At 33.9% G+C, this 16,774-nt stretch carries 13 protein-coding genes; 3 read left to right on the top strand and 10 right to left on the bottom strand.

The window, feature by feature from the left end; all coding sequences use genetic code 11:
* Positions 1–127: 127 nt before the first annotated feature.
* The 10 genes from A9G11_RS09365 to A9G11_RS09320 form a co-directional block, all read right to left on the bottom strand.
* Positions 128–3,739, bottom strand: coding sequence for a hypothetical protein (locus A9G11_RS09365; protein ID WP_065619341.1), 3,612 nt, complete (start codon positions 3,737–3,739; stop codon positions 128–130).
* Positions 3,740–3,758: 19 nt separating this feature from the next.
* Entirely contained in the window at positions 3,759–6,203 is a 2,445-nt protein-coding gene (locus A9G11_RS09360; protein ID WP_065619340.1) for a type VI secretion system Vgr family protein, read from the bottom strand.
* Positions 6,204–6,768: 565 nt separating this feature from the next.
* On the bottom strand, positions 6,769–7,725 hold the full coding sequence (gene flgL / locus A9G11_RS09355) for a flagellar hook-associated protein FlgL (RefSeq protein WP_065619339.1): 957 nt from the start codon (positions 7,723–7,725) through the stop codon (positions 6,769–6,771).
* Between the two features lie 14 nt (positions 7,726–7,739).
* Positions 7,740–9,383, bottom strand: a complete 1,644-nt coding sequence (gene flgK, locus A9G11_RS09350; protein WP_065619338.1) for a flagellar hook-associated protein FlgK — start codon at positions 9,381–9,383, stop codon at positions 7,740–7,742.
* 166 nt (positions 9,384–9,549) lie between these two features.
* Positions 9,550–10,446, bottom strand: a complete 897-nt coding sequence (gene motB, locus A9G11_RS09345; RefSeq protein WP_065619337.1) for a flagellar motor protein MotB — start codon at positions 10,444–10,446, stop codon at positions 9,550–9,552.
* A complete protein-coding gene (gene motA / locus A9G11_RS09340) occupies positions 10,443–11,333 on the bottom strand; it encodes a flagellar motor stator protein MotA (RefSeq protein ID WP_065619336.1) in 891 nt (296 codons plus the stop codon). Before motA ends, motB begins: the two co-directional genes overlap by 4 nt.
* 61 nt (positions 11,334–11,394) lie before the next feature.
* Positions 11,395–12,000 (bottom strand): flagellar transcriptional regulator FlhC, encoded by a 606-nt coding sequence (gene flhC, locus A9G11_RS09335; RefSeq protein WP_065619335.1) that lies wholly within the window; start codon positions 11,998–12,000, stop codon positions 11,395–11,397.
* A 13-nt stretch (positions 12,001–12,013) separates the two neighbouring features.
* On the bottom strand, positions 12,014–12,343 hold the full coding sequence (flhD, locus tag A9G11_RS09330; RefSeq protein ID WP_065619346.1) for a flagellar transcriptional regulator FlhD: 330 nt from the start codon (positions 12,341–12,343) through the stop codon (positions 12,014–12,016).
* 182 nt (positions 12,344–12,525) lie between these two features.
* The gene (locus A9G11_RS09325) at positions 12,526–13,242 is read right to left on the bottom strand and encodes an RNA polymerase sigma factor FliA (RefSeq protein WP_065619334.1); all 717 of its coding nucleotides are present in this window, start codon (positions 13,240–13,242) and stop codon (positions 12,526–12,528) included.
* 161 nt (positions 13,243–13,403) lie between these two features.
* On the bottom strand, positions 13,404–14,216 hold the full coding sequence (locus tag A9G11_RS09320; RefSeq protein ID WP_065619333.1) for a flagellin N-terminal helical domain-containing protein: 813 nt from the start codon (positions 14,214–14,216) through the stop codon (positions 13,404–13,406).
* Between the two features lie 334 nt (positions 14,217–14,550).
* Between A9G11_RS09320 and fliD the strand changes: the two genes are divergently transcribed.
* Genes fliD through fliT form a run of 3 tightly spaced genes read left to right on the top strand, consistent with a single transcriptional unit; the run spans position 14,551 to position 16,734 of the window.
* Positions 14,551–15,984, top strand: coding sequence for a flagellar filament capping protein FliD (gene fliD / locus A9G11_RS09315; protein WP_081298512.1), 1,434 nt, complete (start codon positions 14,551–14,553; stop codon positions 15,982–15,984).
* Between the two features lie 9 nt (positions 15,985–15,993).
* The gene (gene fliS, locus A9G11_RS09310) at positions 15,994–16,371 is read left to right on the top strand and encodes a flagellar export chaperone FliS (protein WP_065619331.1); all 378 of its coding nucleotides are present in this window, start codon (positions 15,994–15,996) and stop codon (positions 16,369–16,371) included.
* 15 nt (positions 16,372–16,386) lie between these two features.
* On the top strand, positions 16,387–16,734 hold the full coding sequence (fliT, locus tag A9G11_RS09305) for a flagellar protein FliT (RefSeq protein WP_065619330.1): 348 nt from the start codon (positions 16,387–16,389) through the stop codon (positions 16,732–16,734).
* The last annotated feature ends 40 nt before the right edge of the window (positions 16,735–16,774 follow it).

Below are 16,774 nucleotides of genomic sequence, written 5' to 3'. Positions count from 1 at the left end.
AAAATAAAAAGAAGGATGGTAGTTAACAAAATTTTGCTTAATTTCATAATATTCCTTAAGTAATACATTTTAACTTTTTTATAATAATTAATTATATTTAATTATTAATATCTTTTAGTAAGTCTATTTATGGTATTTTATTTATTGATTCAAAATCAAAATTTTCTGTATGTAAATGGGTATTATGTAACGTTCCTCCATCTTTTCGTTCATCAATTCCATTAAAAAAAGCATACATCAAAGGACCAATTCTGAATCTTCGAAAATGAAATTTCATTAAGGCCTCAGCGAAAGCTTTATCTTTATCCCAATTAGATAAATTATTAACATTCTTAATATACTTGGTATCAATAGCTTGACCATTGATATGTAATGAGCTAGGAAAACAAGAACCCTGTTCATAAGCACTACCAGTTACAATGATGTTTTCTTTTATCTCGGCTAATGCCCCTATAAAACCGGCCATAACATCTGGATTGGTATATTTTCGAAAAGTTTCTTTAAGTTCATATTTGATAATTACATCATCATTCACATAATTAACACTATCAGGAATTCTGATTAATTGAGCCTCTTCTTCCTGTTGTCGGTATAATTTCCATACATTTCCTAATTTATCAGAATGATACCCATATTCAGCTATATCACCATTAGTCATAGTTAGTCTTTGATAAATACTCACCCCTGATTCTGTTTTTATCCATTCATGAATATCGCCATTGGTATATGTAGCTCTTGATTCTATATAGCCATCATTAACAACGGTTTTACTCTCTTGAACTGTTCCATGATTTGGATATGTGTATCTTCCGGTAGGATTATCATCTAATAATTTCTTTTTGATTGTATGCCATTCACAAATACAAACTTCATGTTCATTATCATCTTTATCATGATAAATATATTTATATTTTTTCTCGAATCCACTTGTTATCCTTTGAGGGATATGTTTTTCGATATTACCGTCATGGTAAATATGGTAAGTAACAATATTCAAAACAGTAAAGTATTCAATCATCGCCACAGGATGAATAAACCATGCTTTACCATCAGTTGATAGATTGGTTAGTTGTGGTGTATTTGTGCTGTTGGTTTGGTTATCGTTTGTGGTTTGTGCCTCTTGTACTTGTAGTTCAGCAACTTTTTTCCACCAGAGTGACGGTTTAATGCGTTGCTCTTTTTCAATTTGCCAATTTGACTTGACAATTTCGTGTGATTCTTCCAGTTTTTCTAATGCATAATTACGTTCATGAGGTTTGATTATGCCTGCTTTATGTAAATCTTCTTCTAACGCTTTCTTTTTTTGTTGTTTTTCATCTTCAAATAAATTATCTATCTCATTCCATTTGCTTAAAGCATCATCGGCATACCATTCACTTTCATATTTTAATAATAAATGTCCTATCTGCTCTGCCGTCCAACTGGTTCGTAAAGCATCTTTATATTGTTCAATGGAAAAAGGGTATCTAAGTTTGTTTTGTAATAACAACGACAATATTTCTATATCATTTTTTGTACCTTCAGGAAATTGTTCTGGCGGAAGAATATTAATAGAACTCTGCTTAAAAATACGGAGTAATGCCAACATAGTTTCAGTACAATCACCTACGTCTAATATAGCAGCCAGTTTCTTTGATACTTCACCCACTGAAGCTTTATCTTCTATTGTGTTAAACCCTGACCAATGCCAAGGCGTCTCTCGTTTAATATGTTCTTGGGCATCAGTTGCTGTATTAACCCACCCTTTTATTGGCGAACCTTGCTTATTGCCTGCTGTGACAAATACCCAAATTGCATTATTTTCATCAATGGCTATAGTAGAATAATCATGACTTAATGAGTCTATTGATAATGTTCGCGGAAAGTATACGGTATCTTTTTCGGTAGCTTCTGGTAAGTTGCCCAGTGATAATGGAAAGTTATCCCAATAATCTATCTTTGTATTGAGTTGTCCTGACTCGCCTTGTAGGTGTACAACATCAACTGATTTAATCCAGTAATGTTTATTTTCGAGGATAAAACTAATTGTGAATGTATTATCACTATTATCTCTCGATAAAATTCTGGTAACATCACTCACAAGATCTACTTCATCGGGAATGTCATTTATTGTTAATTCGGGATAAGTGGATTGATAATGATCGATTAGCCAGCTTTTATCTGCTTGCGTTAAGGTGTACTTTTTGGGTTTATCGTTCGTATCTTCTGTATCAACATTTATTGAATCAAAAATACCACCCACTGTAGTATTAAATAAAAAAGGGAAAACTCTGGTTGGGTTAAAATACAGCGTAGGCAAATCTAAAGTATATTCAGGTTTAATTTTGACATAATAATTATTCACATCGCCGATAAAATTGATACCTAAACCCGTATTTAAAGAACCATCGGGTTCAGTCTCGTGGGTTAACCTTGCATCCTTTTCAATTGAAATAACCGTTTTTTCGTATTCAGGCAGATTGTTTGCTAAAGCACGCGTTTGATTAATAAATGTAGGTAAATCGTCACAAGTAAATAATTCAATATGTGCTAATTTGGGTAATTTATTATCTGAAACTCGCCTTGTTGTGGCTAAAGGTTCTTCCTCAGATTCGTCAAAGCGTTCTTTTTGGCTAACATTATGCCCTAAGTAACCAATAAACTCGCCTTTCGATATTGGGATAGGTGTTTTTAATACCACAATTTCATCTAATCTTTCGGGTTTAAAAGTGAGTGAACTCAGAGAAGATATTTTAACATAGCCTTGATGAGGTGAATCTTGATCACCATTTGGATTATTTAATGCAACAGGGACATAACAACCACTAATTTGACGGATTTTGGCATAACCATTTTCTTGCCCGTTAAATAAAAAGGTTGCGGTATTTGGCAAATAAGCTAATTTTTGTTTTTCATTGGCTGAGGCATAGACGGTAATACCTTTTACTTTCACTTCAGCTTTACCTATTGCATTATTATCTTCTTTAACAACTTGATAATCGATTGTGGCATTTGCACTTTTATCAGTAGGAACAGGAGTAACATCACCGCTAAAGACATAACCTTGAATATCACCCAATTCACTAGTTACACCTTGTGAAGTTACTACAGAACCTTCAGAGATCGAAACAATTTTGTACCAATTGGTACCTTTCCTTTCACCCAAACGAATTTTACTATCTTTTAGTAATAAACCAACAATCTCAGTTCCACTTCCATTTATTCGTATCACACTTCCCTTAATTATTTCAGTTGTATCTGGACTTACTCTACCTGATGTAACAGACCAAAATTTGGGGGATAATATCTCAGTCTCACTATTTTGCATTCTTTGTTGATAACCGTACCAATCTAGCTGATGCATATATAAGCTGTATAATGTAATAGCCGGAGGTGTGTCGGTTGAACCTGCAATTTTAGGCATTTGTAAATAGTGCCTAACTAATGTAAATCCACTTGAAAAATAAGCAACGCGTTGTCCTTTGCAGGGAACTTTTATCTCTTGATAAACCGCTTTAGGGTAAACATCATTAATACGGTAAGCGATGACTTCACCATTTGCCATACACCGCATTCGATCATCATTATCGATTTCTTTCAAAACAGATTGATCTATATGAATTCCGCCGTGCCATATACCATTTATTCCAAACGGGTAAAAACCGCTTTTAGCTTCTGATAAAGCTTTATAATAAGCGTCTTGACTTAATTCTTTTTCACCAACCGGAAATCTAAAACTAGTGATTTTTTTTATCGTCATTTTATTATGTCCTTATAAATTATTCCGAAAAGCTTTTGGAATTAAAGGTGATATGTTTTTTTAATAAGATTTCGAGTGCTTTATTAGGCGTATTTAGTTTTGCGGATAAATCATTGCTTGCAGCGCCCATTTTCTGCATGGCATTACACTTTAAATAGGTGTTTTTCGCTGTACCGAGTTCAATACCTTTGCTACTGATATTGATATATGAACCACCACAAATTAATGTGATCTTTTCACTGGCAGTCAGGGTGACTTTACCGTCAACGCTATCGACTTTTATATCTTGTTTTGCTGCCATGTTCAGGTTGTCATTTTGTACCTGCATTTCAACATCGCCCTGATTGGCAAATACTTTCATACCTGATTTATGGGCAAATAAACCTATCGCTTCGGCTGAAGATAGCGTAATATTTTTTAATGCTGTAATGTCAGTTTGATTTTCACTGGTAATTGCGACGCTGTTACTGGTTGATAGTTGAATATCTTCCGGACTGGTTAAGGCTATCCCCTCTTGTGCATAAGCGAGTATGCCACTTTGACTTAATCCGCTTAACACTGTCTTTAGTTGATCCTGACTGTCGGTGTCAGCGGTATGCGCCTGTGATTGGGTGGCGGCATTTTGTAACGCTTTAGCTATCGAGAGCGCATTTTCAAGTTGTGCAATTGCGCCTTGCATATCCAGCTGTTTACCTTGCGCTTTAGGTTCGGTTTGACTCGTTAGATATAAACCACGTTCGGCTGCTATTGCTCCCCATTCATCGGTACGCAGTTCAAACCCTTCTCCCCGTTGTTCTTTGTTTTGGTTAACTAAATGCCCCAGATTTAGTTGGGTCTTGCCATATTCAGTGGCAAGTTTGATATGCTCTTTTCCGCGTTTGTCATCCATGCGTAGTTTATTATTTGTCGGCGTGCGAATCACATTACGATGTTTGTTTGCCGTCGCTACATGGTCAGGGTGGTTACTGTCATGCATAGCATGAGCGATATAAGGCCTGTCAGGATTACTATCCATAAAAGCAATCGCAACTTCGGTACCATCTATCAGTGGAAAGTGAAAACCATAGGTATTACCTGCATAGGGTTTTGCCAGTCTTAGCCATAAACTCTCCTCACCATTCTTCCAGCTCTTTAAATCAAAATTCAGTTTGACCCGATAACGTCCTTGAGTATCAATATAACCATAAGTATCGTTGTCGGGACTCGTTACGCGTGCCGGTAATGTACCACCAACTTTAGGCCACGTTAGTGGTGCAGGGCGATATGGTTTTAAAGCGTAATAAGGAATAGCGGTAAAACTCAGTTCATAGGCATCAGTGCGATCACCATGTCCTTGAACACTTAAAATAATAATACCGTCATTGATATCAACCAGTGGATTACCATTAACACTAATGTGTTGTCCTGGGGCAAGATCATATCGATTACTTTTACCATTAATGATTATTTTTTTACTGATTGCATGTTCATGGCGAATACGAGCATACCATAAACCGCTTTCGATATTATCGTTATTATTTTGGTTATTATTTCCCCGACCATTGGTATTTAAACCTTTATAATGCTCTTCATAGCGGTAATTAGTTCCATAAGTGGTACTGTCGTTAGGCTGTGAATTTACTTCTTGTAGTAAATTTGTTTTTGCATTACGGTAGTTATAATCTTGCACTTTTACCGAGGATTCCACCACTTGACTATGCAATTGAATATCCCAAATACTTTCAGTTCCACCGTCAATCGTCCCTGTCGGTAATTTGTAATCTATGTCAGCTACTTGCTGATAACCTTGTTCATAATCACTGATGACCATAACATCACAATGGTGAGTTAAATGACTTTCGAAACGGAAAAACACGCCGATATCAGCTAATATTCTTCGAATAAAATCTAAATCACTCTCTTGCCATTGGGTAATAAATTCACGAATCGGATAGGCATCTTTTAATTCTAAACGGTAATCAATTCCGGTAAATCCATGACTACGCAGAACCTCTTCAACAACACTAATTACACTTTGCTTTTGAAATATCGCATTGTTTCGATGTAATGCCAGCCTTGCTAAGCGTGGTGATAATACCACTTGATAGTGAGCTTCATCTTTATTCACTGATAACTGACTAAATTCAGTAATCATGCCATATAAAGTGCGAGGATTACTGATTGAAGGTAAATCACTTAATGAACGTATCGCTGAGCTTAAGGTTGTTTTAATAACAGGATTAAAGGCGAAGGAGGCTTTTTGGTTAAGGATTGAATCATGTAATAACGCTTTGTCTGGACTGGTGAACCTAATGCGGTAGTGCCAAGGTTGGTTTAGTTGTTCATAACTTTCAACATCTAAAACAGAAATAGGTACATTAAGATTATCAACTGTTAAGGTATAGCGATTTTGGCTAATCCCTTTTAAATCACCCAACAATCCATCAGCGAATTGACCGAGAAGACGATTAAACTCGTTAGCCATATAGTTCTCCTTTTGGTTATAAATCCATAAACTAATTTTTAGTTATTTCTTTACTCAACAGTTGTACTATCATTGCGATTTTTATCATAACAGATAATCCGTGTAGTGTATAAGCAAAAATAGGACGAAATTTGACACACTCTTATGTGGCAATATTATTTAATATTAATAAGTTATATTAGTTAATTGAGTTAATATCGCAGTTAAAAAGCTTGGTTGAAAATAGGGCATATAAAGCAACTGTTTATCAATTAAAATTCTTCAACTAATTAAATTAAAAAGATGTTTATGTGATTGGCAAGCAGTGATTTTAAACTTATTACAATAGTGTGAATTTAATTTTGAAAAGGTCTCTTGCTTTCGATTTTGCCGATTATCTGATGAAAAAAGAGGCTATTTTAAAGTTAAATGAAAAGATGAGGTTTATTTCTATATTGATAAGTTAATTATTATAATTAACAAACCTAAAAAGGCGGTATTAAACCGCCTTTGTTATAGGATGACTACGATTACTTATAAGTTTGACTTAATAAACCATTTTTTATGAATATTGGTTTTAAAGAGACTACTTCATTTGAAATAGTGACATATTTTGCATATTCATAAAGGTATATTGTGCTGCTTGTAAATTAGCTTGTAACATGACATATTCAGAAATTGCGTCATACCAGTCAACATCTTCAAGTTGGCTAATTTGGGTTTCAAAATCAATGTCTAATGTTTTACCGTGATTAGTTAACCTTTCGATTTCATTTAATACCGAACCACCTTCAGCGCGTAATATTGAGATATTATTAAAGGAATTTTCTATTCCGTAACTTGCTTTTGATAAGCCGTCTCTAAACTGTTGAATATTGGTTTCATTATTATCGTCAATACCAATTTTTAAAGCCTCAATAGCATAATCAATACTTGCAAAAATATTACTTTCTGCAGGTGTTCCATCTGGGTGTTTAATATTTGAACCGGTCATAAACGCTTGTACGCCAGTGAAACTAAGTGAAATTTCTCGACTATCATCAATAAGGACGGTAATGGATTGATTACCACCAACATAACTCACATTCCCTGATTGATCGATTACAAAAGGTGGTAAATCATTTTTATTGCCAGCAAAAAGATAGTTACCATTAGTATCTTTAGCGTTAGCTAATGAGAAAAGTTGATCTTTTAATCCTTGTAATTTATTAGCTAGTTCGAGTCTGTTTTCATCATTTAATGTTTCATTTGCTGCGTAAACTAATGTTTCTTGGATACTTTGTATTACGGTATTAACTTCTTTTAAGATAGTATCTTGCCGGCTCAATGATTTATCAGCGCTATCACGAGTCGCTTGTAACTGATTATTTCTGGTTTGAGCTTGCTTTATGGTTAAAGTCTTAGCGGCTCCCATTGGATCATCAGAGGGTGATAAGATTTTTTTACCTGTAGCTAAATGTAACCCCGATTTTTGCCATTTGCTGTTGGTATTTAAAATACTATTTAAGTTCTTTTGATACATTGAATTAGTACTAAGACGCATATTTTATCCTTTCATCATTTGGCTAAATTTAAAATGGTATCAAATATTGTCGTTGCAGCGTCAATTACCTTAGCATTAGCTTGATAATACTGCATGTATACCTGCATAGAGATATACTCTTCTTCAATATTAACACCAGAAATAGATTGATTTTGTTCATAAATTTCTTGGGTGATATTTTGACTTGATTGGGCTGAAATTTTTGCTGTTTGTGTTTCGCTACCAATGTAGCTAACTAAAGTCGAATAAGCATTGTTAAGTGTTGTTGTGCCATTGACCAGTTTTTCATTTTGGATCGCTAATAACTTAGCCACATTGCGGTTATCACCTGAGCCATTTTCATCATCATTAATGCCGGTAGCGAGCTTATTTACATCATTAATTCGTAATTGTAGTGATGAAGCAATATCCGCAACAGGTTTTATAATAAAGGCGTCGCCTGTAACAGGGGTTCCACTGATTTCAATAGATAGTCCGTCAAATCGTAATTGTCCATTTTCAACTTCTGGTGTGATTTGTTTATGATCAGACAGTCGGGTAACAACCCAGTCACTACCATTAAACTCTATTTTGTAGTCAGATGCTTTGACGTCAGTGACTGAATTAAAATGGACATTAACAGCTGCATTACCTTGATTTTTGGCATTGGTAATACTACTAGGGTGATTATATTCAAATAACTTTTCACCTTGGTTACCATTAACATCTACTCCTGAGGTATGCACTTCATTAAAACGTTCAGCTAAATTTAAAGCGATTAGACCTAATTGATTTCTGGCTTCAGTTAATGGACCTTCACGAAAAGTTAATAACCCATTTAATGTGCCAGAATGAATGTTTTGACTGGTTAATTCCTGAGTCGCACCAGAATTATGAGTATATATAATGGTATTGAGTGACGGATCGTCATTAGAAGGTTGTACCGAAAGTAAATTAACCGATGCACCTTGAACTAAACTTAAGCCATTAGCAATAGATATATTGTATTGCCCATTTTGTTCTGTCACGGTTATACCGATTATTTCACTTAATTCATTGACGAGTTGATCACGTTGATCTAACAAGGCATTGGGTTCATTGCCACCACTAACTGCCTGTAATTGTGATATTTTCTGGTTTAGATCTGCAATTTGTTGAGTATAGGTGTTTATTTTATCGACATTGCTATTTATTTCAGTATTGATATTAGCTATCTGAGTTTTAAGATTATTTTCAGTTTTGTTAAATTGATTTGTTAAAGATGTTAAATCACTAATAACTGTTTGTTTAATTGATGCATCACCTGCATTTGAAGATAGTTTATTTAAACTAGTGAAAAGATTATTAATTTGCGATGAAATACTGTTGTCATTTTCGGCTAATAAATTATCGATTTTAGATAATTCATTATAATAAGCTTTGATGGCGCCATTTTGTGATTGTGATTGACGTAGTTGACCGACTACGAATTGATTGTAAGCACGATTGACAGAACTTATTGTCACGCCATTACCAATAAAGCCAAAACCATGTTTAGTACCATTTGCTTGACTTAAGATTTGTTGTTGACGATTGTAACCGGTTGTATGTGCATTACTGATATTATTGCTGATAACATTAAGCATACTTTGTGCTGCATTTAATCCGCTAATACCAGTATTCATTAATGAATTGGACATAAAAACTCCTAAATATCGTTCCAGTCAATAAGATGATTATCAAACTAATGGGGTATTGTTTATATCGGATCAATTTGTTAAAACTTTAACTATTTTTTAGATAAATTTGCATAAAGTAATATAAGTCGTTATTTTTTAGATTTTATTATGCTTTTATAAACGCAATTTATTCTGATTGTATAGATTGTGATTGTTTTAAAAAATCAATGCCTGTCATATTATTTTCGTCTTCAATATATTGTTGTGCTGATTTATTTAAGATTAAGATACTAATACGGCGATTAGCATCGGTACTATAATTAGGATTGTTTAAACCAACAGTATCGGCTAACGCGATAATACGAATAATTTTATTTGAATCTAATCCACCGGCGATAAGTTCTCTTCTTGAGGCGTTGGCTCTGTCAGCCGATAACTCCCAGTTACTATAACCACGATCGCCGGTTATATATTGACGTTCATCTGTGTGACCTGATAAGGTGATTTTATTCGGTAATGAATTTAAAATTGGTGCAAGTGCAAATAGTATCTCTTGCATATTGGGATGAATAACTGCACTACCAATATCAAACATGGGTTTTTCATCGGTGGCTAAAATTTGAATTCTTAATCCCATTTCAGTTAACTCAATAATGAGGTTTGGCGCTAACTTTTTTAGACGAGGATCGATTTCAAACAATTCAAAAATTTTACGTGCGGTTTCTATTAATTGTATCTTTTCAAGCTGTTTGGTTTCTAAATTTTCAGATTGTGAATTTAAATCGTTCTGTTTTTCTTCGCCAATCATTTTACTGACATCATCCCCACCACCAGGAATAGGGCTTTCGCTATCACTAATATTTTTGCCTCCGTTATTACCAACTAGCAAAGGTGTTCGGAAGTATTCTGCTATACCTTGTAACTCTTGTGGACTCGCTTTTGCGATCAACCACATAACTAAAAATAGTGCCATCATTGCTGTCATAAAATCAGCATAAGCAATTTTCCATGAACCACCATGATGACCACCGCCGTGACTGGATTTTTTTTTAGTGATGATTATTCTTTCTGGTTTATTTTTCATGGTTCACTATTTTCTGTTTGAGTGGCATTTTTATCTTTAACTTCTTGAATGTACTTTTCTAATTCAAAGAAGGATGGACGTTCATTAGCAAAAATAGTTTTTCGTCCAAATTCAATACAAATTTGTGGGGCATAGTCATGCATGCTGGCAATCAGTATGACTTTTGCACACTCTAAAATTTTAATAGTGTCAGTATTCTTTTGTTTTAATAGTGCCGCTAACGGAGAGATAAAACCATAAGCCAGCAAAATACCTAAAAAAGTTCCGACCATAGCATGAGCAATCAGTTCGCCTAATTCGCTAGCAGGCCTATCTGCTTGGGCTAGGGTATTAATCACTCCCATTACCGCAGCGACAATACCAAATGCAGGTAAACCGTCACCAACACTGGAAATGGCATCAACAGGTTTGGCTAATTCATGCGAGTTGGTTTCAATTTCTTCATCCATTAATGCTTCAATTTCATATACATTCATATTTCCGCTAATCATCAGACGCAGATAATCGGTAATGAAATCACAGATTTGAGGATTGGCTAAAATCAGAGGATATTGTTTAAATAATTCACTTTCCTTGGGATTATCGATATCGTTTTCTATCGATAATCCGCCATTTTGCCTAACTTTAGTTAAGATGGTATACATTAAGTTGATTAATGTTAAATAGAGAGTTTTATTATATTTAGATCTTTTAAATAATTGAGCTAAAGACTTAAGTGTAGCTTTTATTACTTTTATTTCATTACTAACGATAAAAGCACCAATAGCAGTGCCACCAATAATAAGGAATTCTAAAGGTTGAAAAAGTACTGCTAAGTATCCTCCACTTAAAACATAACCTGCTAAAGCAGAAGTGATAACAACAACATATCCTATAATTATTAGCATCGGCTTTCCTTTTTCCTATTAAATAATAGTTACTTCTTTGTGATCTCTTTAATACCTTTATTTAAGCAGTTATGCTTTTTGCGGTAGCTGAATTAAAATTATGAGATATTGATAACACTTGCAGGCATTTTGCATGGCTTTCTTTGGCCGTGATATTATTTTTTTCAGCTCTTGACGGCGGTTGGCATAAACTGCAAATAAAGCTATTTTGTGGTTGATAAGCATGGGTAATAAAACGGCCGTTACACTCTTTGCAACAGGATTGTTGCATAACATTACTTTCGACAAATTTAACTAAAATCCAAGCTCTGGTTAAACCTAATACTGGTTCTTCATCATCATTTAAAGGGCATTGTTCTAAATAGAGTTGATAAGCTTTTAAAATCGATTGGATACCGGGTTTAGTGCCATTTTGTACTAAAAAATGATAAGCATTATAAAATATACTCGAATGAATATTCGGTTCCCAAGTCATAAACCAGGTGGTTGAAAAAGGTAATAATCCTTTAGGTGGAGGGCAACCTTGAATTTCTTTATAGAGTTTTATTAATTTTCCTCGACTTAAATTTGTTTCACTTTCGAGCATTTGAATTCTTGCACCAAGTGAAATTAATCTAATAGCGAGTTGAACTTCCTTATACTTTTGAATAATACTTGTACATCTCATCAAAATTACCTATTCACTTATTAATGGAGTCTAATAGTAAGCTCGATAAAAGGATCCCTGTATGCATCTGTTTAATATCACTAATACGAGATTCTTCGGTGAGTTTTTTCATCATTTCTGAGTTTTCAAAGCGTAACTGAAAGGTTAATTGATTGGTTTCTGATAAAACTAACATTTGAGAAGTACTTAGATTACTTAGTATATCTGCGGTCTCTTCATCAATGCCTAATCGATACATTGCCATAACTTTATCTTTTTCAAGCATACGTTGACTTAACAATAGTGTTGAAAGATTCAAATGATGTATACATTTGAGAATATCGTCATCTAGTACATTACCCAATTTAATCACCAATCCTTATTTATTTTTACTCACTACAAAACAATCTACTTTTAGCAACACATTACAAAAATGTTTTTTTGTATTTAAAATTACATTTTTAAACGATAAAGGTCAATAAAAAAATGAATTTCTGTTTATTTTCGATAAATTATATATTTTTTACTCTTTTTGTTATTGATTTTCTATGATAAAACTTTACTTCTTATTCTTTTTATTGCTTGACTATGTAATTGACTGACACGAGATTCACTAATATTCATGACTTTACCTATCTCTTTTAAATTGAGATCTTCTTGGTAATAAAGCGCTAAGGCAATTTTTTCTTTTTCAGGCAGATTTTCAATTTGTTGGATAATCGTATTACGAATTTCATCGTTGATAATGGTGGCAAAAGGATTATTATCTTCTTGTTGTTCAATCATTTCTTCTACGTTATCGCCGACTTTTTTTTGCAGTTCATCAAATGAACATATCTGACTGTAGTTAGAATCTAATAGTATTTTATGATATTCAGAAATTGATAATTGCAGGTGTTGGGCGATTTGCTGATCATTAGGTGGTACACCAAGTTGCTGCTCTAATTCATTAATTGCGTTAGTGATATCTTTTATCTTTTTACGAATTTGTCTGGGTAACCAATCACGGTTACGTAACTCATCAAGCATTGCGCCTTTTATTCTAGGTATGGCAAAAGTGGCAAAAGTATTACCTTGAGAAGCATCATAACGTTTTATGGTATCTAATAAACCTATATAACCAACTTGTAATAAATCATCAAGTTCAACTGTTGTCGGTAAACGAACCGCCAGTTTTAACGCTTCATTACGAACTAAATGAATATATTGTTGCCAATCAGTTTGATTCACTACACCTTGTGAGTTATACAAGCTATCACTCATCTTTGAGAACCAATGTTAAAAAAATGCTTATTAGTATTATGGCGAGAGTTAGGTAATTTAATGCGAGGAATAAGATAGTAAAAAATAGGTAATTGTTAAAATTAGCAATAGCGATAACAAATATCACTATTGCTAAAGGAGTAAATTAGAAACCAGTTATCTTACTGTAATAAAGAAAGAACAGATTGTGGTACTTGGTTAGCTTGTGCTAATACAGATGTACCTGCTTGTTGTAAAATTTGACCACGAGTCATGTTTGATACTTCTGTTGCATAGTCAGCATCTTCAATACGGCTACGTGCAGAGCTAAGATTATTTACAGTGTTATTAATATTGGTAACTGTTGATTCAAAACGGTTTTGAACAGCACCTAATTGACCACGTAATGCATCAATGGTTGATAAAGCTGCATCAATTGTTTTTAATGGATCTGCTGTTGGTGCATCAGAAACATTAAATGCTGCAAGACCAAGCTCAGTACTATCAATTTTTTTCAGCTTGATTTCAATGGTTTCACCGTCGTTTGCACCCACTTGAATTTTAAGTGTTTTATCTTCAGATAATACTTTAGAACCATTGAAATCAGTTTGACGAGAAACACGATCGATTTCTTCTAAACGTTCAGTAATTTCGTTTTGGATTGATTGTAGATCGCTTTCTGAGTTAGTGCCGTTAGCTGCCTGTACCGTTAATTCACGAATACGTTGAACGTTGTTGTTGATTTCATTTAATGCACCTTCAGTAGTTTGTGCAAGTGAAATACCGTCGTTAGCATTACGAGCAGCTTGAGTTAAACCACGAATGTTTGATGAAAAGCGGTTTGCAATCGCTTGACCAGCTGCGTCATCTTTAGCGCTGTTAATACGCATTCCAGATGAAAGACGTTCAATTGCTGTACCTAAAACGCTTTGAGAATTGTTTAGGTTATTTTTCGCCATTAAAGACATAGTATTAGTATTAATTACTTGTGCCATTTTTATCTCCTTTTAATAAGATTAGTTGAATCAACAATATATTGAAAAAATATTCAATATTTGAGCTGATAGATAATTTATCGGTAGTAAAAATGGAAACTTTAATATTTTTAGTATTTATCTTTGAAATTATAGGTGTTTTAGTTACTAATGTGTTAATTATTTATAGATAAATCAATAAATTAATTTAATTGAAAATCAATCTTAACCTGATTTTTAGTTTAACAATACACATCATTTAATTGATGAAATAAATTACGCATTAATCCCTAAACTTTTGATTAAACGAGCCGATATAAAAAATATTAAATAATTTTGATAGGTTGGTGTAATTATGGCGATGAGCGTTTTGGGAATAGGTTCCGGGATTGATCTTAATGAGGTTTTAAATCAATTAGAAGCGGTAGAGAAAACGCGTTTAACCCCTATTACCACACAACAAAAAGCGGTTAATGCCAAAATCAGTGGTTTTGGTAAATTGAAAAGTGCTTTAACCTCATTTAATAGTGCAACCCAAAAACTGCAAAAGAAGGCGTTATTTCAGAGTCGAACGGCGACCAATAATGATAATTACTTTTCGGTTAAAGTAAATAGTAAAGCAGCATTAGGTAATTATGCGGTTACCGTTGATCAGCTAGCTTCTTCGCACAGTGTTGCAACAACGGCAATAAATGATAAGACCAGTGCATTAGGCAACAGTAGTCAATCACGAACAATTACCATTGAGCAAGCAAATGGTGAAAAGCTGGAAGTGGTATTAGGTGAGAATGAGACTTCATTAGAAGCAATCGCTAATGCCATAAATAATGCGAATATCACCAATGAAGATGGGACTACACGTGCTTCAACGATGAATGCGAGTATTGTTCGTTCAGGAACAAATGAATATCAATTGGTGATCACATCTAAAGAAACTGGTGAACAACAAGCCATTACTTCAATTTCATCAGATGATGAACAATTAAATCGAGTAATTGGTTTTGATAAAAATCAGATTGATAGTAGTGCGATGAGCGAAGTTTGTCAGGCTCAAGATGCTAAGTTTTCATTTAATGGTATCGCTATAACCAGCGCATCTAATACTGTTAAAGATGTGATATCTGGGGTTGATATTACTTTAAAAGCAACGACCCCAACGAGTCAGAATCTGGCAATTACCGCTGACAATGATAAAGCTGAGCAAGCTATTAAAGAGTGGGTAGAAGCATTTAATCAATTGCAATCAACGATAGCAACTTTAACTCAGTTTACCGCCAAAGAGACCAATTCCGATGAGTTAAATAATAGTAATGGTCCACTTATTGGCGATGCGACTTTACGTAATATAGATCAGAGTATTCGTTCGATTTTTGCCAAAGGGCAGGCCGGTGAATTTACTGTTTTAGCGCAAATTGGTATCAATATGGATAATAATGGTACGTTAACAATTAATGAAAATGAATTAAAAAAAGCGTTGAGTGAAAATAGTGATGCGGTGGCTATGTTATTTACCGGTGACGGAGAAAAGACAGGCATAGCCAATGAAGTTGTTGCTAAAGTGAATGGTTTTATTGATAGCGAAGGGATGATTGATTCAGTAACTAATGGTTTAAACTCAACATTAAAATCATTAGATAAACGTTATGAACAAGTAAATAGTTCAATTGAGCAAACTATTGAGCGCTATCGAGTTCAGTTTACGAAATTGGATGTGTTGATAAACTCTTTGGATAGTATGAGTAATTATTTAACAACCCAATTTGATATGATGGCCAATTTAAAGAAATAAGGAAGAGCAATGTATAAAGTCGGATCTCAAGCTTATCAACAAGTCAATTTAGAAACTTGTGTTAGCCAAGCATCACCTCATCAGTTAATTGTATTATTATTTGACGGGGCATTAAATGCAATTCGGTTGGCTGGCTTGTATATCCAAAAAGGCAATATTGCCGGTAAAGGTAAAGCAATTTCTAAGGCGATAAATATTATTGATAATGGTCTTAAAAGTTGCTTGGATTTAGAGCAAGGCGGCGAGATTGCCGAGAATCTCGATCGCTTATATCACTATATCAGTCATCAATTAATACTGGCTAATTTACATAATGATCAGGAAAAATTACAAATGTGTTTTGATTTACTTAATAATATTGCCGAGTCTTGGCGTGAAATCGCCTAGCCATAAGAGATGATGATGAAAATAAGTCTATTGTTAAATCAGTATGAGCAACTTAGTTTAGTTACCGAGAAGATGCTACAAATGGCACGTAATGAGCAGTGGGATTCATTACTTGATTGGCAGGCAAAATATCAACAATTATCCGATGATTTAATGGGTTATGGTGATATAAACGCAATAGAACAACTAACTCAACCACAGCAAGAGATGATCTTAATAGCTATTAAAAATATATTAAATTGTCAGCAGCAATTGTCTCAATTAATCAATGCACAGCATACTAAACTTGGACAACTAATTGGTGAACAGGTTATTCAGCGTTCACAAATTCAAGATTATCATCAAGTAGCTAGTTTAATTTAATTAAACCTTAATTAGTTTTAACTAGACGTAATTTAGTTAG

Source organism: Gilliamella sp. wkB108, from assembly GCF_001690195.1.
Classification (GTDB): domain Bacteria; phylum Pseudomonadota; class Gammaproteobacteria; order Enterobacterales; family Orbaceae; genus Gilliamella; species Gilliamella apicola_L.
This window is presented reverse-complemented; position numbering and strand designations above follow the sequence as displayed.